Here is a 19,609-nt window from a genome sequence, read left to right on the forward strand (position 1 = left end):
TATCACGCTAAATATTTTGCTTACGAATTGACGAGACAAAGACCTTCTAATGACCTTGGTAAGTTAACTTCCTCTTTACAAGATGCTCAAGTAGATTTAAATCCTCACCAGGTTGAAGCAGCTTTATTTGCTTTCCAATCTCCTCTGTCTCAAGGTGCAATTCTAGCGGATGAAGTTGGTCTAGGTAAAACAATTGAAGCGGGTATAATTTTATCTCAACAGTGGGCAGAACGTAAAAGAAAATTATTAATTATTGCACCTTCAAATCTTCGGAAGCAATGGAGTCAGGAATTAGCAGACAAGTTTTTTTTACCTTCAATAATCCTGGAAACTAAAACTTTCAACGAACAAATTAAATCTCGTAATCTTAATCCATTCAATCAAAGCGATAATATTGTAATATGCTCTTATCATTTTGCAAAAAACAAAGCAATTTATATTGAACAAACTCAATGGGATTTGGTAATTATTGACGAGGCACATAGATTAAGAAATGTATATAAAGCTTCTAACAAAATAGGAAATGTAATTAAGGATGCATTACAGAAAAGAAAAAAAGTACTACTAACTGCTACACCACTTCAAAATTCCATTTTGGAATTGTATGGCTTAGTGAGTATTATTGATGATTTCATTTTCGGGGATTTAAAAAGCTTTAAAAGTCAATACAGCAGACAACTCGACGAGGGCAATTACGATGAATTAAAAAGCCGTTTACTACCTATTTGTCACCGTACTTTAAGAAGGCAAGTTTTAGAATATATCAATTATACTGAGAGAAGAGCCTTTTGTGAAGAGTTTACGCCTTCTGATGAAGAACACCAATTATATGAGTGGGTATCTGAATATTTACAACGCAAGAAACTCTATGCGCTTCCTAATAGTCAGCGTCAGTTAATGACATTGATTTTAAGAAAATTACTGGCTTCGTCAACTTATGCCATATATGGTACATTAGATGCTTTGGTTAAAAAGCTTGAAAAAATTATCACTAAAAGTGATGTTGATTTGTTTACTGTTTTAGAGGAGGATTATGAAGGACTTGAAGAGACTAACGAAGAATGGACAGAAGACGAGCTAGAGATTGTAAATGAAATTGAATACACTCAAGAGGATATAGAAGCTATAAATGATGAAATAGCTGATTTAAAAAAATACAGGGATTTAGCTCAGAAAATCAGGAAAAATTCAAAAGCAGAACGTTTATTTACGGCATTGGAAAAAGCATTTCAGGAATTACAAAAATTAGGGGCAAATCAAAAAGCTTTGATTTTTACTGAAAGTAGAAGGACACAAGAGTTTCTATATAATCTTTTGGAAGCAAGAGGATACAAGGACAAAGTAGTTCAATTCAATGGAACTAACACCGATGTCAAATCAAAAGAAATATATAAAAATTGGTTGCTAGAGCACAAAGGAACGGATAAGATTACAGGTTCGCCGACAGCAGATAAAAGAGCAGCTTTAGTTGATTATTTTAGAGAGGATGCAACCATTATGATTGCTACCGAAGCAGCGGCCGAAGGTATCAATTTACAATTTTGCTCTCTTATAGTTAATTTCGATTTACCTTGGAACCCACAACGAATTGAACAACGAATTGGTCGTTGCCATCGTTACGGTCAAAAACACGATGTTGTGGTAGTAAATTTTCTAAATATTAAAAATGCTGCCGACCAAAGAGTATATGAGTTATTAGACCAAAAATTTCAATTGTTTGATGGTGTTTTCGGATCAAGTGATGAAGTACTGGGTGCTATTGGTAATGGTGTGGATTTTGAAAAGAGGATTGCTCAAATTTATAATGATTGCAGAACTGTTGAGGAAATTAAAAATGCGTTTGACAGTTTGCAAGATGAATTAAGACCGGAAATATCTGAAAAAATCCAAACTGTTAGAACTACCTTATTAGAGCATTTTGATGATGAAGTAAGAGAAAAACTGAAAAGCAACTTGCTTGAAACAAAGCAATACTTAAATACATTCGAAGATAAACTCTGGAAAACAACACAGTATTTCTTGAATGATTATGCGGAATTTTCAGAAGATTATTCTTTTAAATTAGTAAAAAACCCATTCCCAAATGAAGTCATTCATAGTGGGCCATATATGATTTTGAAGCCGAAGGAAGGACAAAGAAAATCAGATATTTTTATTCCGGATGATACAAACGTTTACAGAATTGGTCACAAATTAGCGCAGCGTATATTGAATGCTTGCAAGACAAATGAAACACCAATAAAGGAAGTTGTTTTTGACTATAATGGGACACAAGGGAAAGTTTCAACTTTAAATGAATTCATCGGAAAATCGGGCTGGTTTCAACTACAGCATCTATCTATAAATTCCTTTGAGCAAGAAGACTACCTTTTGATGGCTTGTTACTCTGATGAAGGAGAAGTAATACCAAGCGAAACCGCACAACGCTTTTTCTCGCTAAATGCAACAGTAAATGGTGCAATGGTATTAACTAACGAAGCCAGTACAATATTCAAGGATTTGATTTATAACAAAAGACAAGAAATAATTTCTGAAAATTCCAATAGAAACAGGGATTTCTTTGATGTTGAAATGGATAAATTGGACCAGTGGGCTGATGATATGAAAATTAGCCTTGAAAAAGAAATTAGAGACCTTGATGCAGAAATCAAGTTACGCAAAGCCGAAGCTAAAAAAATGCTAAATTTGGAAGCTAAAGTAAAATCACAAAGACAAATAAAAGAGTTAGAGAAGAAACGAAGTGAAAAAAGACAAACTTTATTTTCTGCTCAAGACGATATCGATGATAAAAAAGAAACCCTTTTGTCAGATATTGAAAAACGTTTAAACCAAAAAATTGAGCAAAAAGAATTATTCACAATTAAATGGAAAATGATTTAAAATGACAAATGACGATTTGATACAATTAATAGATGAATTAAAAGCTTTGCCTAAAGAAAACGAATGGATAGAGTTCAAGAGTGGCAACGCAACTACTAATGAAAAACTAGGGCAATATATATCTGGTTTGTCTAATGCTGCTTGTGTAAAAAATCAATCATTTGCTTATTTAGTTTTTGGCATTGATGACGTTTCCCATAAAGTAATAGGGACTAATTTTAAATTTAATAATCGTAAAGTAGGTAATGAGGAACTTGAATTGTGGATTAGAAGACATTTAAGCCCTTCAATAAAATTTGATCATTATGTATGTGATTATAATTCAAATAATGTAGAAATATATAGAATTCCTGCGGCAATTGCTGAACCTACAAGCTTTATGCATCAATCCTATATACGTATTGGTACTAACTTAACTGATTTAAAAAAATTCCCTGATTTTATTCGTACTATTTATAACTCCCAAATTGATTGGTCGGCTCAAGTTGTTGAAAAAGCATCAATAGATGATTTAGAACCAAAAGCAATCCAACTCGCTAGAGAAAAATACAAAGAAAAAAACACTAATGCTCCTTTTTATAATGAAATTGATAACTTGAGTGATAAAGCATTTCTTGACAAACTAAAAATAACTGTTGACGGTAAAATCACAAATACGGCTATTATACTATTGGGAAAGCCTCAAGCAGCTCATTATATTTCTCCTGCTGTGGCACAAATAACTTGGAAACTGGACACTGAAGAGAAGGCTTACGAACATTTCAATACTCCTTTGTTTTTAGAAATAAATAATATTTTAGCTAAAATCAGAAATGTGAAGTATAAGTTTTTTCCTGACAACCAACTTTTAGCAACTGAAGTAAATAAGTATGACAGCAAGGTCATTTTAGAAGCTTTAAATAACTGTATTGCTCACCAAGATTACGGAAAACACTCTCGCATTTTGTTAGTGGAACAAGTCAATAAATTAATTTTCAGCAGCGAAGGTAGTTTTTTCGAAGGTAAAGCAGAAGATTATACGGCAGGAGACAAAACTCCAAAAAAATATCGAAACAAATGGTTGGCTGATGCAATGGTCAACCTTACTATGATTGATACTTTGGGATACGGTATTCATAGAATGTATAATGAGCAGCGAAAAAGATACTTCCCTTTGCCGGATTATACGAAATCAACAAGAGATAATGTTGTGCTAGAAATCTACGGTCATTCTATTGATGAAAATTATTCTAAATTATTAATTGAAAAGAAAGATGATTTAAGCCTTACGGAAGTGATACTTTTAGATAAAATACAAAAAAAGCAGGAGATAACAGATGAGGGTGCTAAATTATTAAAGAAAAAAGGGCTGATTGAAGGTAGAAAGCCAAATTATTACATCTCGGCTAAACTAGCAGAAATTACGAACCAAAAAGCATCTTATACAAAGAGCAAAGGACTTGATAAGGATGTTTACAAAGGTTTTATTTTACAACATATAAAAAATCACGGTTTTGCTACTCGTGAAGAAATCGACGATTTGCTGTTAGCCCAGCTTCCTGATTATATGACTGAAAAGCAGCGAAAAAAGAAAGTACATAACATTTTACAGGAAATGTCTGGAAACACAATAATAAACAGTGGTAGCAGAGCAAAATCAAAATGGGTTTTAGTAATAAAATAGCAAAGAAATAGCAAAGAAATAGCAATAATAAAAACACAATTCATTGATTTTATTGACTTTGCGAATGGTAAAATAAGCAAAGCATTAGCAAAGAAAAGTTTAAAATTTAGCAAAGGAAACAAATAGACAAACAAAACAATATGTCCAAAAATAAACTCCAAAAACTAGAATTAACCTGGATTGGCAAAGGTGACGAACCCAAGCTTGAACCAAGAATTCTGATTGAAAACCCCGAATACAGTTACGGAGACCCAACTACCGACAACATACTCATTCACGGAGATAACTTGTTAGGATTAAAAGCTCTTGAGCAAGACTTTGCAGGCAAAGTAAAGTGTATTTATATTGATCCACCATACAATACAGGAAATGCTTTTGAACATTATGATGACGGAATTGAACATTCACTTTGGTTGAATTTGATTTATAATCGACTTTCAATTCTAAAAAATCTATTGTCAAAGGATGGCTGTATCTTTATACAACTAGACGATAACGAACTTGATTATTGTAAGATAATCTGCGATGAATTATTTGGACGCGACAATTTAATTAATAGAATAGCAATTGACGTAAGGGCACCATCAGCTTTTAGCACTGTCAATCCTGGTGTTTTCAAAGCTTCTGAATACTTATTGTTTTATGCAAAAGATAAAAGTAACTTTCAAGAGGTAAGCGCAAGAGTTATTCGAGAACCTGACTACGCATACTCCTTATGGTTGCAAAACCCAAGCGATGATTTTCAAGATTGGAAGTTTGAAAATGTATTAAATGCCTATCGTAGGAATAATAATGATAGAGAGTCTACTCATCCGCGTAAATCGTTAGATAACTATAATAAGTTCATCGTATCAAATAGTGCAAGAATTGCAAGATTGGCTTCAATTAGTGATACTGGTGCAGGGCAACAGGTTATTGAGTTAAAGAAACAATCTCAATCTAATAGAGATAAAATCTTCAAGCTTGAACGAAAAGCTGGATTGGATGATGTTTATGTTTTAAACGGTCAGCAATTAATTTTTTATAAAAAAAATGTTATAGAAATTGACGGCGAACAGCAAGCTTCAAAGTTATTAACAAATATTTGGAGTGATATTGCTTGGGAAGGTATCGCAAATGAAGGAGGAGTAGTTTTTAAAAGAAGTAAAAAGCCTGAGCGATTAATAAAACGTATTTTAGAATTAACAACCAAAGAAGGAGATTTGATTCTTGACAGCTTCCTCGGTTCAGGCACAACAGCCGCAGTTGCTCATAAAATGAACAGAAAATACATTGGTATTGAATTAGGAGAACACGCCAAAACACATTGTTACCCACGACTTAAAGCTGTTATTGATGGTGAACAAGGTGGTATTTCTAAAACAGTTAATTGGCAAGGTGGTGGTGGTTTTAAGTTTTACACTTTAGCGCCAAGTTTATTAAAGCAAGATAAATTTGGTAATTGGGTTATCAGTCAAGAATACAATCCGGATATGTTGGCAGCTGCTATGGCAAAACAAGAGGGATTTAACTATTTACCTAACGAAGATAAATTTTGGAAACAAGGCAATTCATCTGAGAATGATTTTATTTTCACCACAACACAATTTCTAACGGTTGAAACTTTAGACAGCATTCACGATGATATGCAGGAAGGTGAAAGTATCTTAATTTGTTGCAAAGCATTTCAAAAAGAATGCAAAAGCAAATACCCCAATATTACGCTTAAAAAAATACCACAAATGCTACTAGACCGTTGCGAGTTTGGCAAAGACGATTACAGTCTTAATATTGTCAACCTCCCGACAGAAGAAGCAGCCAATTTGGACAGTGAGGAAGAAAATGTAATTGATAATGAAAGTGTTCAGGAAATAAGAGACAACAAAGAAACAGTTAATCAAGGTACATTATTCGAATAGTTTATGAACACAATAGCCAATAACATTAAATTACGCCTTTCGCTTCGCGAACCGCTTCAAGAAGCTTTAGATATTGTTGCCAAATTATCAGATGATTTGACTTTAGATAAAGTCCCGGATAATCAAGATGAAGCTATAGAATTCCTAAAAAACGAATTAGACAAAGTAAAAAATAGTTTTACCACTTGTACTAACTTTCAAAGAGATTTTCCATCTATTGCCTTTTCTATTGCCACTGGTGTAGGGAAAACACGTTTAATGGGGGCTTGCATAGCGTATTTGTATTTACACAAAGGCATCAAAAACTTTTTTGTATTGGCTCCTAACTTAACTATTTATGATAAGTTGATTGAGGATTTCGGAAATCCTGCCTATCATAAATATGTGTTTAATGGTATTTCAGAATTTGTGCATAACAGACCAGTAATCATTACTGGAGACAACTACAACCAACAAGGAAACCTTTTTAAGGATGGAGAAATAAGAATAAACATTTTCAATATTTCTAAATTCAATTCCGACAACAAAGGACAGAAAAAAGGAGGTATTGCTTTAGCTCCAAAAATCAAAAGACTATCAGAATATCTTGGTCAATCCTATTGGGAATACTTATCGGGAATACAAGATTTAGTTATATTGATGGACGAAGCACACCGTTATCACGCTGATGCCTCCAAAAATGCAATTAATGAATTAAAACCAATTTTAGGGTTGGAATTAACGGCAACACCGTTTGACGAAAAAGGGCAACAATTTAAAAATGTAGTTTACGAATATTCATTAGCACAAGCATTAACGGATGGAACATTTGTAAAAAATCCTGCTATTGCTACTAGAAAGAATTTCAAACGTGGTGATTTATCCGATAAGGAAATAGAAATAATCAAACTCGAAGATGCAATAAGTATTCATCAAGACACCAAAACAGAACTGGAAATCTATTCCAAAAACAACGGAGTAAAATTAGTAAAACCTTTTATTCTTGTAGTTTGTAAAGACATTAGCCACGCAAGAGAAGTTTATGATTTAATCAATTCTGATGAGTTTTATGAAGGCGAATACAAAGGTAAAGTACTCCAAATTGACAGCTCAACAAAAAAAGAAGAAGAAATAGAAAAACAATTCCTGTCATTGGAAAGTCCAGACAATGAAATAGAAATTGTGATCCACGTTAATATGCTAAAAGAAGGTTGGGACGTTACCAATCTTTACACTATTGTGCCACTTCGTGCAGCTAATGCGGCTGTATTAGTGGAACAAACTATTGGTCGTGGACTTCGTTTGCCTTATGATGGAAAAAGAACCGGAGTAGATAAAATTGATAAATTAACTGTAGTCGCACACGAAAACTTTGAAGCGGTTATTGCAGCAGCACAAGACCCAAATTCGGTTTTGAATAAAATGAGTTTCATTGAAATTCCCGAAGAAGATTTAAGAACAAAAACCGAAGTAGTTACCTCAAAACCAATTATCGAACAAAAATTGGAAAACGAGCAAATTGAGGTTAATAAAATTGAAAACAAAGATAATCAACAAAAAGCACAAAACTCTCTTGATGCCAAAAAAGCGATTATAAATTCTTTACCTGATTTTAATTCTTTACCTGAAGTTCGTAGAGTAGAGGATTTAAACAAAGAAGAAGTAAAGAGAAAAGTAATTCGTCAAATAGAAAAAAAATTAAACGAAGGACAAGGAAATCTTTTTACAGCCGATATTGTTAAAGAAGCGGAAGCAACCTATGAGAAAATTGTAGCTTCCTACAAAGAGAATATCATCGAAATTCCTAGAATGGATTTAGTTTTAGGAGAAGTGACGGCTACTTTTAACCATTTTGATTTAGATACTACCTATTTCAATTATCAAGCCCTGGAACAAGAAATAATCCGAATGGGGTTAAAAGATAAATCCGTAGAAACCTTGAAAGCAAAATCAAGTGGTTCGTATGGAAATCCAGTGAAAATGATAATTGCAGAATTAATTGATTACCCAGAAATTGATTATGATGATAATGCAGATTTATTGTATCATTTAGCAACCCAAGCTTACAATAACATAGAAGAAAACATTGATAAAAAAGAGAATATTTTACAAGCAATATTCCAATTCAAATCGGCTATAGCAGATAAGATATATTTGCAAATGAAGGCAAATTTCTCGCTTTCAACTCCTGATTATGTTGCGCCAAGAGTTTATCCCTTTACTAAAATCGAACAGTGGAATTTTTCAGTATTGGTTAATGCAGGTTACAAAGATTATAGAGATGTTGTTACTCCAACAATAATGGTTCCTAAATACGTTTTTAGAGGTTTTGAAAAAGCCTGTCATTTTGAATATAAATTTGATAGCAAAACAGAACAAGACTTGGCTTTTGTATTGGAAAACGATAAGAAAGTTTTAAAATGGTTACGTCCAGCAGCTAATCAATTCCGTATTTATTGGGATAATAACTCTAAAAGATACGAGCCAGATTTTATTATTGAAACAGAAGACACAATCTATATGGTTGAACCTAAATCTTCTGCTAATATGCAGGATCCTGATGTGTTGGCCAAAAAAGAAGCAGCTATAAAATATTGTAAATATGCAACAGAATTTACTTCTCAAAACAGTGGTAAACCTTGGAAATATTTATTAGTACCTCACAATGAAATATCAAGAACAATCAATTTTGATTTATTAATTGCAAAGTTTTTATAAAATCATTTATTAAAACAATTTATTTTAAAATTCATTAAAAAAACATTTATGATACCACCAGTTACAAATACAATAAAGGAAAGTTTAAAGAAAAAGTTAATTGAGTTAGCCAATGTTTTAGATGGCGATATTTTTACTTACTATGGAATAATTATTGATGGTTATGAAAATCAAATACTAAAATTGATTGAAGATATTACAGATAAAAAGGATAAAATATTTGTTGTATTGACAACAGGTGGTGGTAGTGCAATTGCAGTCGAAAGATACGTGAACATATTAAGACATCATTATAATGAAGTTAATTTTATTGTCCCCGATTATGCTTTTAGTGCAGGTACAATTTTTTGTATGAGTGGGGATAATATTTATATGGATTATTTTTCAGTTTTAGGGCCGATTGACCCTCAAGTCCAAAATAAAGATGGTAACTGGGTTGCAGCATTAGGTTACTTGGATAAAATTAATGAATTAATAGTAAAAGCTAATAACAATACACTGTCACAGGCAGAATTTATTATTTTAAAAGATTTTGATTTAGCTGAATTAAAAGGATATGAACAAGCAAAAGAACTAACAATTGATTTGTTAAAAAAATGGTTGGTAAACTATAAATTTAAAAATTGGGCTACTCATCAGACAAATGCAGCTTTATTAGGACAAGCTGTAACAATAGAACAAAAAGAAGATAGAGCAAAAGAAATAGCTGATTTATTAAGTAATAATAACGAATGGAAATCTCACGGAAGGCCAATAAATATTGAATTATTAGAAAATAAACTAAAACTTCGTATAGAAGATTATTCTAACAATGTTGCTATTAGACCAATAATAAGAAATTATTATGAACTTTTAGCTGATTTTGTGAAATCAAATAATAGTAATATATTTGTCCAAACTAAGAACTTTATTTAAATATTATGGAAAAGTCAATCTCAACTTCATTAAGTAATGTTATTAAAGAAAATTCAGTGAAAAAAGAAGATTTTAGTGTTGTTAAAGGATATTATGAAGCAATTAAACTTTATGATAATCTTGTGTCAAATGGTCTAGCTGTTAAAAGAGGTAATAATTTGAAATCTATTGATAAATCTGTTACTGTATCAATTAAATTTAATGCTATAAATATTTAGTCTTGAGGTAAATATAATTTAGAAAGCTGTCCTCGGGCAGCTTTTTTATTTACTTTAAGTTTATTGAACTAGAATTATTGTTGAATATTTAAAGTAAATCTCACTTCAAACAGTATTTTCGGTACAAACAACACGTGCAATCAAGCGGTCTCTCTTCGGTCGTTCTCTTTGTTCCGTTCGGCTGTTCCAGTCGGTCGTCGGCAGAAAAAGCCTCCTTCCTCCGTTCCACTGGCACTTCACAGCACTAAAAAAACAGCAGCTTGAAAATAAGCAGCTATTTTTTTCGCACTGTTTCGTTCCTCATCTTCACACGTTCTCTACCCTACGTTCGGTCGGGCTTATGCATCCAGAATACCGCTTCATTCCGTTTCGCTCCGTAAACTACGCTACACTACATTCCAGCAGTATTATGTCTGCCGCCCTTTATTTTTTCAGCGGTTGCTCCTTCGCACAGCCATCGGGGTTGGCTCCGTTATCACTTTGCCCTAAATCAAGGAACGCCAAAGGCTGACTTTAATTTTTTCCCCGCCGTTACACGCTGCTATCCCTACATTTCACTTCGCTATCGCTACGTTTCATTCTCGGTCTAGCGTGGCTGTTCGATTGCCGCAACACCGCCAACTTCGCTCCTCATACATTCCGCTACAATTCCGCTATCGCTACATTTTAGCTCCATTCCTTGCGGTGCTTGGGGGTGTTTGATTGCCGATTTCAAAAGAAGCATTCCGACAAAAACCAATCAAGAAACATCCTGCTATAAAAAAAATAAATAAAAAGAAAGTAAAGGTAAGTTCCGGTTTCAAAAAGTAAAGTTCAAGCCCTACGGGTTTTTGAAAAAATCTCCACCCTACATTTTCTGTTCGCTTCAACATTTGATTATAATCAAAACTCCATTTCCGAACAACTTCATAATAAAAACCCGGGTAGTATTTTTTCAAAAAAACTTGACTTCTTTTGAAACCTCCACTATTTCGACGACTTTCTTTTTTTTCTTTTTTTTCTTTCAAAAAATTAATGGAAAAGGTGTAGCGACAGCATCATTTTAAATCCGAAACTATGCCGAATTTCATCAAAATATCAAATTGTTAAATGATTTAAGACGAACAATATTGAATAATTATGGCAAATAGCTTGACTAATACATATTCCGCACTTAAATGCACCGTAAGTCCTATATGATTGCACATTATAGATAAATGAGTGCAAAATAAAAAACCCTCTCTCTCGAAAGGGTTTAAGTTTTAAGGAAAATAAACTTTGCAAGCAGATTGTCTTTTTAGAATATCTCTTGAATTTTTAATGCATTACCGGCATTAAATAAGTAATAGTTGGAACCAACAATTTGATAAAACTCTATTCCAATACTTCCCAAAACAGCAACATTTGTTGTCATTGTTGGCGCGCCAGGCAAAGCAGCGGTTACTTCAATTAATGGCGTTACAGCATTTACTGGAGTGTAATCCGAATATGCAATATTTGACACTTCATTTAAAGTAGGTTCTGCAGGCTCATAAGCTCCAGTAGTTGGATTGAAAATAGTATCTGAAACAACAGATAAAGCATTTATAATTCTAAAATGTGTAGCTCCAGATGGAATGCTCATATTAGAAATAGGGTTAAATTCTGGAACACTAAATGTACTTTCATTTCTGTCAATTGTACCAGTTAATGTTGATGGAGCATTGAAAACGCCATTAAATGAAATGTTACGATTGAAATCCAAGCCTTTCAAATATTGAGGTTGTTGCGAAATTAAAACCGCTCTTTGTCCTCTGGCTTCAGAACCATCCTCAATATTGATCTTTTTCATAATTGCTGTTAGTCGCCCTGTAAGTTGACTGTCAGACATTTGTTTCATCAATGAAGCCAATCCAATTCTAACGGATTTACCTGCATTAGCGCAAGCTGTAAACTCGCTCATATTTTCACGAGTACGGATAAATCCGGGTGCAGTTTTAACTTGTTCCGCAGTTGGTCCGCCTTTTAGACCTGCAAAGTAACCTTCGTTACCTTTAATTTTGAAGTGACGAACTTCCCCTAACGTCCCGACATATTTAATATGTCCTTTCTGTCTTGCCATTTGTTGTTTGTTTTAGCAGTTATAAAATTTTATTAGTAAATTTACACTCTAAACAATTGACAGGCAACAACATAAATAAGGCAATACGGGGTGATTTAAAGTAATTATGACAATAACAAGAAATATTCTTCTGAAAACTAAAAAATTTGTTGATGGCGACGGTTTAATCGTTGAAGATTTTATGACCCAAAAGGAATTTGAAATAAGATTATATGGGATTGATGCGCCTGAAATGAATTATTGCAATAAGATTAAAAAAGATGAAAGAGAGCTTCAAATGCCAGTTGCACTATTGATTAAATTAGGTTTTTTATCTTTTAATTTCTTAAAGGATCAAGTTAATTTGGGTGAGGTTTGCACGTTAGTACAGGAAGAAAAAAATTTAGTAGATAAATACGGAAGACTTTTAGGCTATTTAATTCTAAATGACGGTAGAGTTTTGAATGAAATTATGATAAAAGAAGGTTATGCGAAGCCGTATAGCGGAGTTTTTTGCGAAATGCTTCCAATGTATCAGGAATGGAATTTAAAAGCTAAAACTAACTTAAAAGGATTGTATTCCATAGTAGACAGGTTTTAAATATTATTATAATACAAATTGATTTTACCGTACAGTAATCGTACAAAATTTAAATAAAAAATCCGTAACTCCTTGTTTATCAAGGGTGTTACGGATTTTTAAAGTGGTACCTCCAGGGATCGAACCAGGGACACATGGATTTTCAGTCCATTGCTCTACCATCTGAGCTAAGGTACCTTTCTTAAAGCGGTTGCAAATATAGGATGATTTTTAATTTATACAAAACAATTTTAAAAAAAAATCAATTCGTACCTTTGCAATCTAAAATTAACACCATGCTTTTAGCGATAGATGTTGGAAATACCAGAATTAAATCCGCTGTTTTTGAGGGAAATACCCTTTTAGATATTGCGATTTTTACAAAATTGGATTTACAAAAAAATATTCAAATTATTTTAGATTTGTATCCCAAAACAACGGATTTAGTAGTTGCTTCGGTAGGAAATGTGGATGAAAGAGCGTTTTTAGTATGGGGAAAAAGAGTGAATATCTATTTTGTAACTCACAAAACTCCTTTTCCTTTCCAAAATTTATATGCTACACCACTTACTTTAGGAATGGATAGAATGGTCTTGGCATCTGGAGCCGTTTTGCAATTCCCCAAGCAGAACCGATTGGTAATTGACGCAGGTACTTGTGTAACCTACGATTTCATTAATAATAATGACAACTATTTGGGTGGTGCCATTTCGCCAGGAATCCGATTGCGATATGAGGTCTTGCATGGCTATACCGCTAACTTACCTTTGTTGAGCATTGAAAATTTTGAAAAGGATAAAAATCAAGATTTGAAATTAGATTTGATAGGAAATTCTACCCAACAATCCATTCATTCCGGAGTGATAAACGGAATAGTAAATGAAATCGATGGGTTTATCAATCAATATAGGGAGCAATACCCAAAATTTATAATAATTTTAACTGGTGGAGACGCAGATTTTTTGGCTAAACGATTAAAAAATACCATATTTGCCAATTCAAATTTTCTTCTCGAAAGTTTAAACCAAACATATCAATATAAAACCAAAAATGATTAGAAAATTTATACTGCCTGTATTATTACTTTTTTCGCTTGTATCATTTGCACAACAGGGATCTGCTTCACCCTATTCTTTTTTTGGAGTTGGAGATGTACGATTTAAAGGAACTAACGAAATGAATGCCATGGGTGGCGTTTCGATTCTTCCTGACAGCATTCATATCAATCTGCAAAATCCGGCTTCTTATTCTAGTTTAAAATTAACAACATTTACCATAGGAGGTACTTTTAGCGCCACAAAATTCAAATCCTATAACGGAAGCGAAAAAGCTCAAAGAACTACATTGGATTATTTAGCCGTAGCCTTGCCTTTGAAAAAATTTGGAGTGGCTTTTGGATTGATTCCATATTCCTCTGTGGGGTATAAATTAAAAACGACCGATGATGTCAATGAAATTATCAGAAGATATTCAGGTGATGGAGGTTTGAATAAGGCTTTTCTGGGATTGGGATATCAGTTAAATCCAAGAATTAGCATTGGTGCTGATATCGGTTACAACTTTGGAAGAATTGAAACCAATAGCATCAAATATTTAGGAATTGCCCAAGATGGAACTCAAGAAAAAAATGTGTCAGAACTGTCTGGACTAAGCATTAATATTGGAGCAATGTATAATCGGAAGATTACGAAAAAACTCGATTTTTATAGCGGAATTACCTATGCACCTCAAAGCAATTTGAATTCGAACAATGAAAATAATATTTTTTCAATCATTTATTTAGGTGATGTCACGCCTATACCATTGGATTATTTGGATGCTAAAAATTATAAAAACACGGTAAAGTTGCCTAGTAAGTTTTCTATAGGAGCGGGAGTGGGTGAGAGCAAGAAATGGCTTATAGGAACTGAAGTCTCTTTTCTTGGCAGTAATACTTTTAGTAACAGGTTAAGCAATGTCACCAATGCAAGCTATGAAAATGGAATAAAATATAGTGTAGGTGGTTTTTATATTCCAAACTACAATTCGTTTTCTAATTATTTAAAAAAGGTAACCTACAGAGGAGGATTCAGATACGAAAAAACGGGTTTGATAATAAATGACCAAAAAATAAGGGACTATGCTTTTACCGGTGGGGTTGGATTGCCTGTTGGCGGAACATTCTCTAACGTTAATGTGGGCATTGAATTGGGTAGACGAGGAACCGCTTTAGCCAATTTGGTCGAAGAAAATTATGCTAATGTCATCATAAGTTTGTCTTTAAATGACAAATGGTTTACAAAAAGAAAATTTGATTAATTTTCTGAAAAACGTTTTGCATTTGCCATAAACTGAATTTAAAATGAACTTCATAAATCATAAATTAGTTTTTTTTGTGTTTCTTATCACTACTGTTTCAGTATTTATAGGATGCGAAAGCAATTTTAAAGAAGTTCAAAAAATTAACTATTCAGAGTTTACTCCAAACGGCGAAGCCGATAATTTCAATTTAAAATATACCGATTCCGGGAGAATCAAATCTATTCTCATAAGCCCAAAAATGCTAGATTATTCCAATGTGGAGTTTCCATTCACGGAATTTCCTAAAGGAATCGATGTTACTTTGTATGACAGTAAAGCCAAAAAAACATTTATAACATCGGATTACGCCATTTCTTTCAAAGGGACTGATATCATCGATTTACAAGGGCATGTAAAAATTGCTACAGAATCAGGGCAATTCCTGGAAACAGAGCAGTTGTACTTTGATCAAAAAAACGAGTGGTTTTTTACCGAAAAAAAGTTTAAATTTACAGACCCAAAAGGAGTTTCCTTTGGAGAGGGGATCGATTTTAGTAAAGATTTTAAAATTGTTAACTCTCAAAAAATAACAGGGGCAATTGATCAGGCGGAATAATTATTAATACACACCTAAAAAATGAATTATCTCAAATTTACCCAATATATCTACTTGGTTTTTGGACTTTTATTTATATACGTAGGCTTCACAAAAATAGGCACAACGGAATCTCCGGTGTTGAGTTTTATAATAGCAGGAGTTGCTGTTTTTATGTTTTTTTTTAGAAGAAAATTTTCTAGAAAATTTGAAGATAATAACAAGAAACAGTAATACATGGAAATTAGTATCATAATATTATGCTTAATACTATGTGCTTTTTTCTCTGGAATGGAGATTGCATTCATTTCTTCCAATAAAATTTATCTTGAAATAGAGAAAAAACAAGATGATTTTATTTCTCAAATACTTACCAAACTTACCGAAAAACCTTCAAAATTTATTGCGGCCATGCTTATTGGAAACAATATAGCATTAGTTGTTTACGGGTTTTTCATGGGGGATTTATTAATGGGCTGGATAAAAACGATGCCTTATCATTTTTCGGAATTATTGAGTTTGTTTGCTCAAACCCTCATTTCTACAATAATCGTTTTGATTACCGCGGAGTTTTTGCCAAAAGTTTTTTTTCAGATTTATGCCAATAATTTAATCAAATTTTTTGCTTTACCGGCCTACTTTTTTTATCAAATGTTCTATTTTATCTCATCTTTTATCTTGTGGATTTCCGATTTTATTCTGAAAAAATTCTTCAAAACAGATGGGGATCAAGTGCAGTTTTTTTTTTCTAAGATAGATCTTGGCAATTACATTACCCAACAAATGAGCTCGGTAGAAGATCATGAAAATGTAGATTCTGAAATCCAAATTTTTCAAAACGCATTAGAATTTTCAGGTGTAAAAGCCAGAGATATCATGACACCGCGAACCGAAATTGCGGCTGTTGATATCTATGATTCGATTTCGGAACTAAAAGAAATGTTTATAGAAACGGGCTATTCTAAAATCTTAGTGTATCAAAATTCGCACGATGATATTATTGGGTACGTGCATTCCTTTGAATTGTTCAAAAAACCAAAAAGTATCAAGGCTATTTTGATTCCCGTTGAATTTGTCCCACAGACCATTTTTATTAAAGATGTTTTGAATTTACTTACCAAGAAAAGAAAAAGCGTTGCGGTGGTTCTTGATGAGTATGGTGGAACTTCGGGAATTATTACTATTGAAGATATTGTCGAGGAGCTTTTTGGAGAAATTGAAGACGAACACGACGAGGTGGAGGAATTGGTCGAAAAAGAAATCAAAGAGGGCGTTTATTTGTTCTCCACGCGATTTGATGTGGAATATTTAAACCAAACCTACAAACTTAACATTCCCGAAAGCGATTCCTATGGAACTTTAGGAGGATTTATTGTAGATTTTACTAAAGAAATTCCGCAAAAAGGAGAGCAAATTACAATTGATAAATTTCATTTTACCATAGAAGAAGCAACAAATAAGAAAATAGAACTGGTCAAAATGACGGTTGGGGAATAATTTTTGAAAAAAAAATAAAATTCTTGCAAATTATAACTTTAACAGCTATGGTTATTAAATAGATAATTGTATTTTCGCACACTGAATTAAAAATTAACAATACTTAAAATGGCAGTTTTACAAAAAATTAGACAACGTTCACTTCTTCTAATACTAGTTATTGGCTTTTCTTTATTCGCATTTATAGCGCAAGATTTATATAGAAAAGGGGGTTTTAATCAAACTTCAAAGTATGTAGGTAGCATTAATGACAAAGACATTTCTTTTGAGGATTTTAGGGTTAAAGTAAGTAACGTTGAAAAAAGCGGACAACAAGGGATGACTTCCATTCAAGCTGCAAATAGAGTTTGGGATCAAGAAGTATCCATTGCTTTGCTTTCATCTGAATTTGACAAGCTTGGGATAAGAGCCGGGGAAAAACATATTATTGAAGCATTAAAATCAGATCAAAACATAGGGCAAAACCCTTTATTCCTTAATGCAGCAGGAGTTTTTGATATTGCAAAATTCAAAGAATATTTCAAATCAAATCCGGAACAAGCTCAATTAATTAAAGATAGGGAGAAAGATGCTGAGCTTAATGCAAAGTATCAAATCTACAATACTCTAGTAAAAGCAGGAGTTTATACTACTGAAAGTGAAGGAAAATTGAAATATGAAATGGAAGCCAATAAAGTAAACTTCGATTACGTATCAGTATTGTTTTCTACTGTAAAAGATAGCGATGTAAAAGTTTCTGACGCTGAAATTACAGATTTTATGAAGAAAAATGAAAAGAAATACAAAGCGGATGAAACCCGTGAAATAGAATATGTACTTATTGCAGATAAAGCATCTCCAGAAGATGAAATGGAAGTGAAAACTAAGGTTAATTCTTTATTAAACGGAAGAGTGGTTTACAATCAGTCTACTACTAAAAATGATACGTTGCCAGGATTTAAAGCAGCAACAAACAATGCGGAATTTGTAAATGAGAATTCCGATATTCCTTATGATTCAACTTATGTTGCCAAAAAAGATTTACCAACAGAAAGTGCAGAACAATTATTCAATTTGCCTCAAGGCGAAATTTACGGGCCATACATGAGAGGCGATTACTATTGTATTTCTAAATCTTTAGGAAGAAAAGCAGGAGTAAATGCAAAAGCAAGCCATATCTTAATTAGTTATGAAGGGACAAAAGTTCCTAACCAGAAAGAAAAAAGAACTAAAGAACAGGCGAAAGCTAAAGCAGAAGCATTGTTAGTACAAGTGCAAGCTAATCCTTCAAGTTTCTTGATGTTGGCACTAACGAACTCAGACGATTCTTCAGCCCAACAAGGGGGAGATTTAGGTTATTTTTCTCAAGGTCAAATGGTGAAACCGTTTAACGATTTTGTTTTCAATAATCCAATTGGTAAGATAGGATTGGTAGAAACAGATTTTGGTTTTCACATTATCAATATTACAGATAAGCAAGATGCTGTTCGCCTAGCGACCATTGCACAAAAAATTGAACCATCAGAAGCAACTACGGATAAAATCTATCAAACGGCTGTTAAATTTGAAATGGACGCTAACGAAAAAGATTTCGAGAAAGTGGCTAAGGAAGCTAAATTGACCGTTAATCCATCAGTAAAAGTGAAAGCAATGGACGAAAACTTTGGTAACGCAGGGAACCAAAGACAAATCGTAAGATGGGCTTATGAAAACGATACGAAAGTAGGTGACGTAAAAAGATTTGAAGTGGCTAATGTAGGTAACATCATCGCTAAAATCAAAAAAGTAAACGAAGCTGGATTGATGCCTGTTGAAGATGCCAGACCAATGATTGAGTCTATTCTTAAGAACAAAAAGAAAACGGAACTAATCAAAGCTAAAATGACCGGAGCTACACTTGATGCAATTGCAAAAGCAAATGCTGCAACGGTTCAACAAGCTTTAGACTTAACTTTAGAAAATGCCTCCTTGCCAAATGTAGGTCAAGAGAAAAAAGTAGTAGGGACAGCATTTGCCACAGCAGTAAACAAGCTTTCAGCTCCTATTGAAGGAAATTCTGGAGTTTACGTGGTGCAAACTAAAGTACTTACTAAAGCCCCAGCTTTGAAAAATCATGCAGACTATGTTGCTAAAGTAAAAGCGCAAGTTTCCTCCTATTCTGGAAGGGTTATTCCAGCCTTAAAAGCGGAAGCAGAGATTGAAGACAATAGAGTTAAATTTAATTACTAAGTTTAACTCCCAAATAAAAAATCCCGACTCGTTTTAAACAAGTAGACTGCCCCCAAAAAGTTAGACACTATTTGGGGGTATTTTTATGGAAAGAAAAGTCAAGTATGATTATACATTTA

The 19,609-nt window shown here is 33.1% G+C and carries 15 protein-coding genes and 1 tRNA gene; 13 read left to right on the top strand and 3 right to left on the bottom strand.

What is annotated here, in order from left to right; all coding sequences use genetic code 11:
- The first annotated feature begins 27 nt into the window (after nt 1–27).
- From DB895_RS06800 to DB895_RS06825, 6 genes are all read left to right on the top strand, one after another.
- The gene (locus tag DB895_RS06800; RefSeq protein ID WP_208012142.1) at nt 28–2,880 is read left to right on the top strand and encodes an SNF2-related protein; all 2,853 of its coding nucleotides are present in this window, start codon (nt 28–30) and stop codon (nt 2,878–2,880) included.
- Between the two features lies 1 nt (nt 2,881).
- On the top strand, nt 2,882–4,543 hold the full coding sequence (locus DB895_RS06805) for an RNA-binding domain-containing protein (protein ID WP_116724612.1): 1,662 nt from the start codon (nt 2,882–2,884) through the stop codon (nt 4,541–4,543).
- 140 nt (nt 4,544–4,683) lie between these two features.
- Complete coding sequence (locus DB895_RS06810; protein ID WP_116724613.1) at nt 4,684–6,441, top strand: site-specific DNA-methyltransferase; 1,758 nt, start codon at nt 4,684–4,686, stop codon at nt 6,439–6,441.
- Nucleotides 6,442–6,444: 3 nt separating this feature from the next.
- The gene (locus DB895_RS06815; protein ID WP_116724614.1) at nt 6,445–9,138 is read left to right on the top strand and encodes a DEAD/DEAH box helicase; all 2,694 of its coding nucleotides are present in this window, start codon (nt 6,445–6,447) and stop codon (nt 9,136–9,138) included.
- Nucleotides 9,139–9,186: 48 nt separating this feature from the next.
- A complete protein-coding gene (locus DB895_RS06820; protein WP_116724615.1) occupies nt 9,187–10,053 on the top strand; it encodes an SDH family Clp fold serine proteinase in 867 nt (288 codons plus the stop codon).
- Between the two features lie 5 nt (nt 10,054–10,058).
- Entirely contained in the window at nt 10,059–10,271 is a 213-nt protein-coding gene (locus DB895_RS06825) for a hypothetical protein (RefSeq protein ID WP_116724616.1), read from the top strand.
- A 659-nt stretch (nt 10,272–10,930) separates the two neighbouring features.
- Here DB895_RS06825 and DB895_RS06830 read toward each other — a convergent pair.
- Complete coding sequence (locus DB895_RS06830; protein WP_133242653.1) at nt 10,931–11,209, bottom strand: hypothetical protein; 279 nt, start codon at nt 11,207–11,209, stop codon at nt 10,931–10,933.
- A 338-nt stretch (nt 11,210–11,547) separates the two neighbouring features.
- Nucleotides 11,548–12,351, bottom strand: a complete 804-nt coding sequence (locus tag DB895_RS06835; RefSeq protein WP_116724618.1) for a hypothetical protein — start codon at nt 12,349–12,351, stop codon at nt 11,548–11,550.
- Between the two features lie 106 nt (nt 12,352–12,457).
- On the opposite strand from DB895_RS06835, the gene DB895_RS06840 reads away from it, so the two are divergent.
- Nucleotides 12,458–12,931 carry a thermonuclease family protein gene (locus tag DB895_RS06840; protein WP_116724619.1) on the top strand — a complete coding sequence of 158 codons (474 nt, stop codon included), beginning with the start codon at nt 12,458–12,460 and terminating at the stop codon, nt 12,929–12,931.
- A 104-nt stretch (nt 12,932–13,035) separates the two neighbouring features.
- Here DB895_RS06840 and DB895_RS06845 read toward each other — a convergent pair.
- A tRNA-Phe gene (locus DB895_RS06845) sits at nt 13,036–13,108 on the bottom strand.
- Nucleotides 13,109–13,206: 98 nt separating this feature from the next.
- On the opposite strand from DB895_RS06845, the gene DB895_RS06850 reads away from it, so the two are divergent.
- The 6 genes from DB895_RS06850 to DB895_RS06875 all read left to right on the top strand — a co-directional run bounded on the left by DB895_RS06850 (nt 13,207) and on the right by DB895_RS06875 (nt 19,490).
- On the top strand, nt 13,207–13,968 hold the full coding sequence (locus tag DB895_RS06850; protein WP_116724632.1) for a type III pantothenate kinase: 762 nt from the start codon (nt 13,207–13,209) through the stop codon (nt 13,966–13,968).
- The gene (locus DB895_RS06855) at nt 13,961–15,208 is read left to right on the top strand and encodes a hypothetical protein (protein WP_116724620.1); all 1,248 of its coding nucleotides are present in this window, start codon (nt 13,961–13,963) and stop codon (nt 15,206–15,208) included. Before DB895_RS06850 ends, DB895_RS06855 begins: the two co-directional genes overlap by 8 nt.
- 43 nt (nt 15,209–15,251) lie before the next feature.
- Nucleotides 15,252–15,806 (top strand): LPS export ABC transporter periplasmic protein LptC, encoded by a 555-nt coding sequence (gene lptC / locus DB895_RS06860; RefSeq protein WP_116724621.1) that lies wholly within the window; start codon nt 15,252–15,254, stop codon nt 15,804–15,806.
- A gap of 21 nt (nt 15,807–15,827) precedes the next feature.
- Nucleotides 15,828–16,019 (top strand): hypothetical protein, encoded by a 192-nt coding sequence (locus DB895_RS06865; protein WP_116724622.1) that lies wholly within the window; start codon nt 15,828–15,830, stop codon nt 16,017–16,019.
- Nucleotides 16,020–16,022: 3 nt separating this feature from the next.
- Nucleotides 16,023–17,282, top strand: a complete 1,260-nt coding sequence (locus tag DB895_RS06870; protein ID WP_116724623.1) for a hemolysin family protein — start codon at nt 16,023–16,025, stop codon at nt 17,280–17,282.
- A gap of 108 nt (nt 17,283–17,390) precedes the next feature.
- Nucleotides 17,391–19,490: a peptidylprolyl isomerase gene (locus DB895_RS06875; RefSeq protein WP_116724624.1), complete on the top strand. Its 2,100-nt coding sequence runs from the start codon at nt 17,391–17,393 to the stop codon at nt 19,488–19,490.
- Nucleotides 19,491–19,609: the final 119 nt, after the last annotated feature.

This window comes from Flavobacterium psychrotolerans, from assembly GCF_003097635.1.
GTDB lineage: Bacteria > Bacteroidota > Bacteroidia > Flavobacteriales > Flavobacteriaceae > Flavobacterium > Flavobacterium psychrotolerans.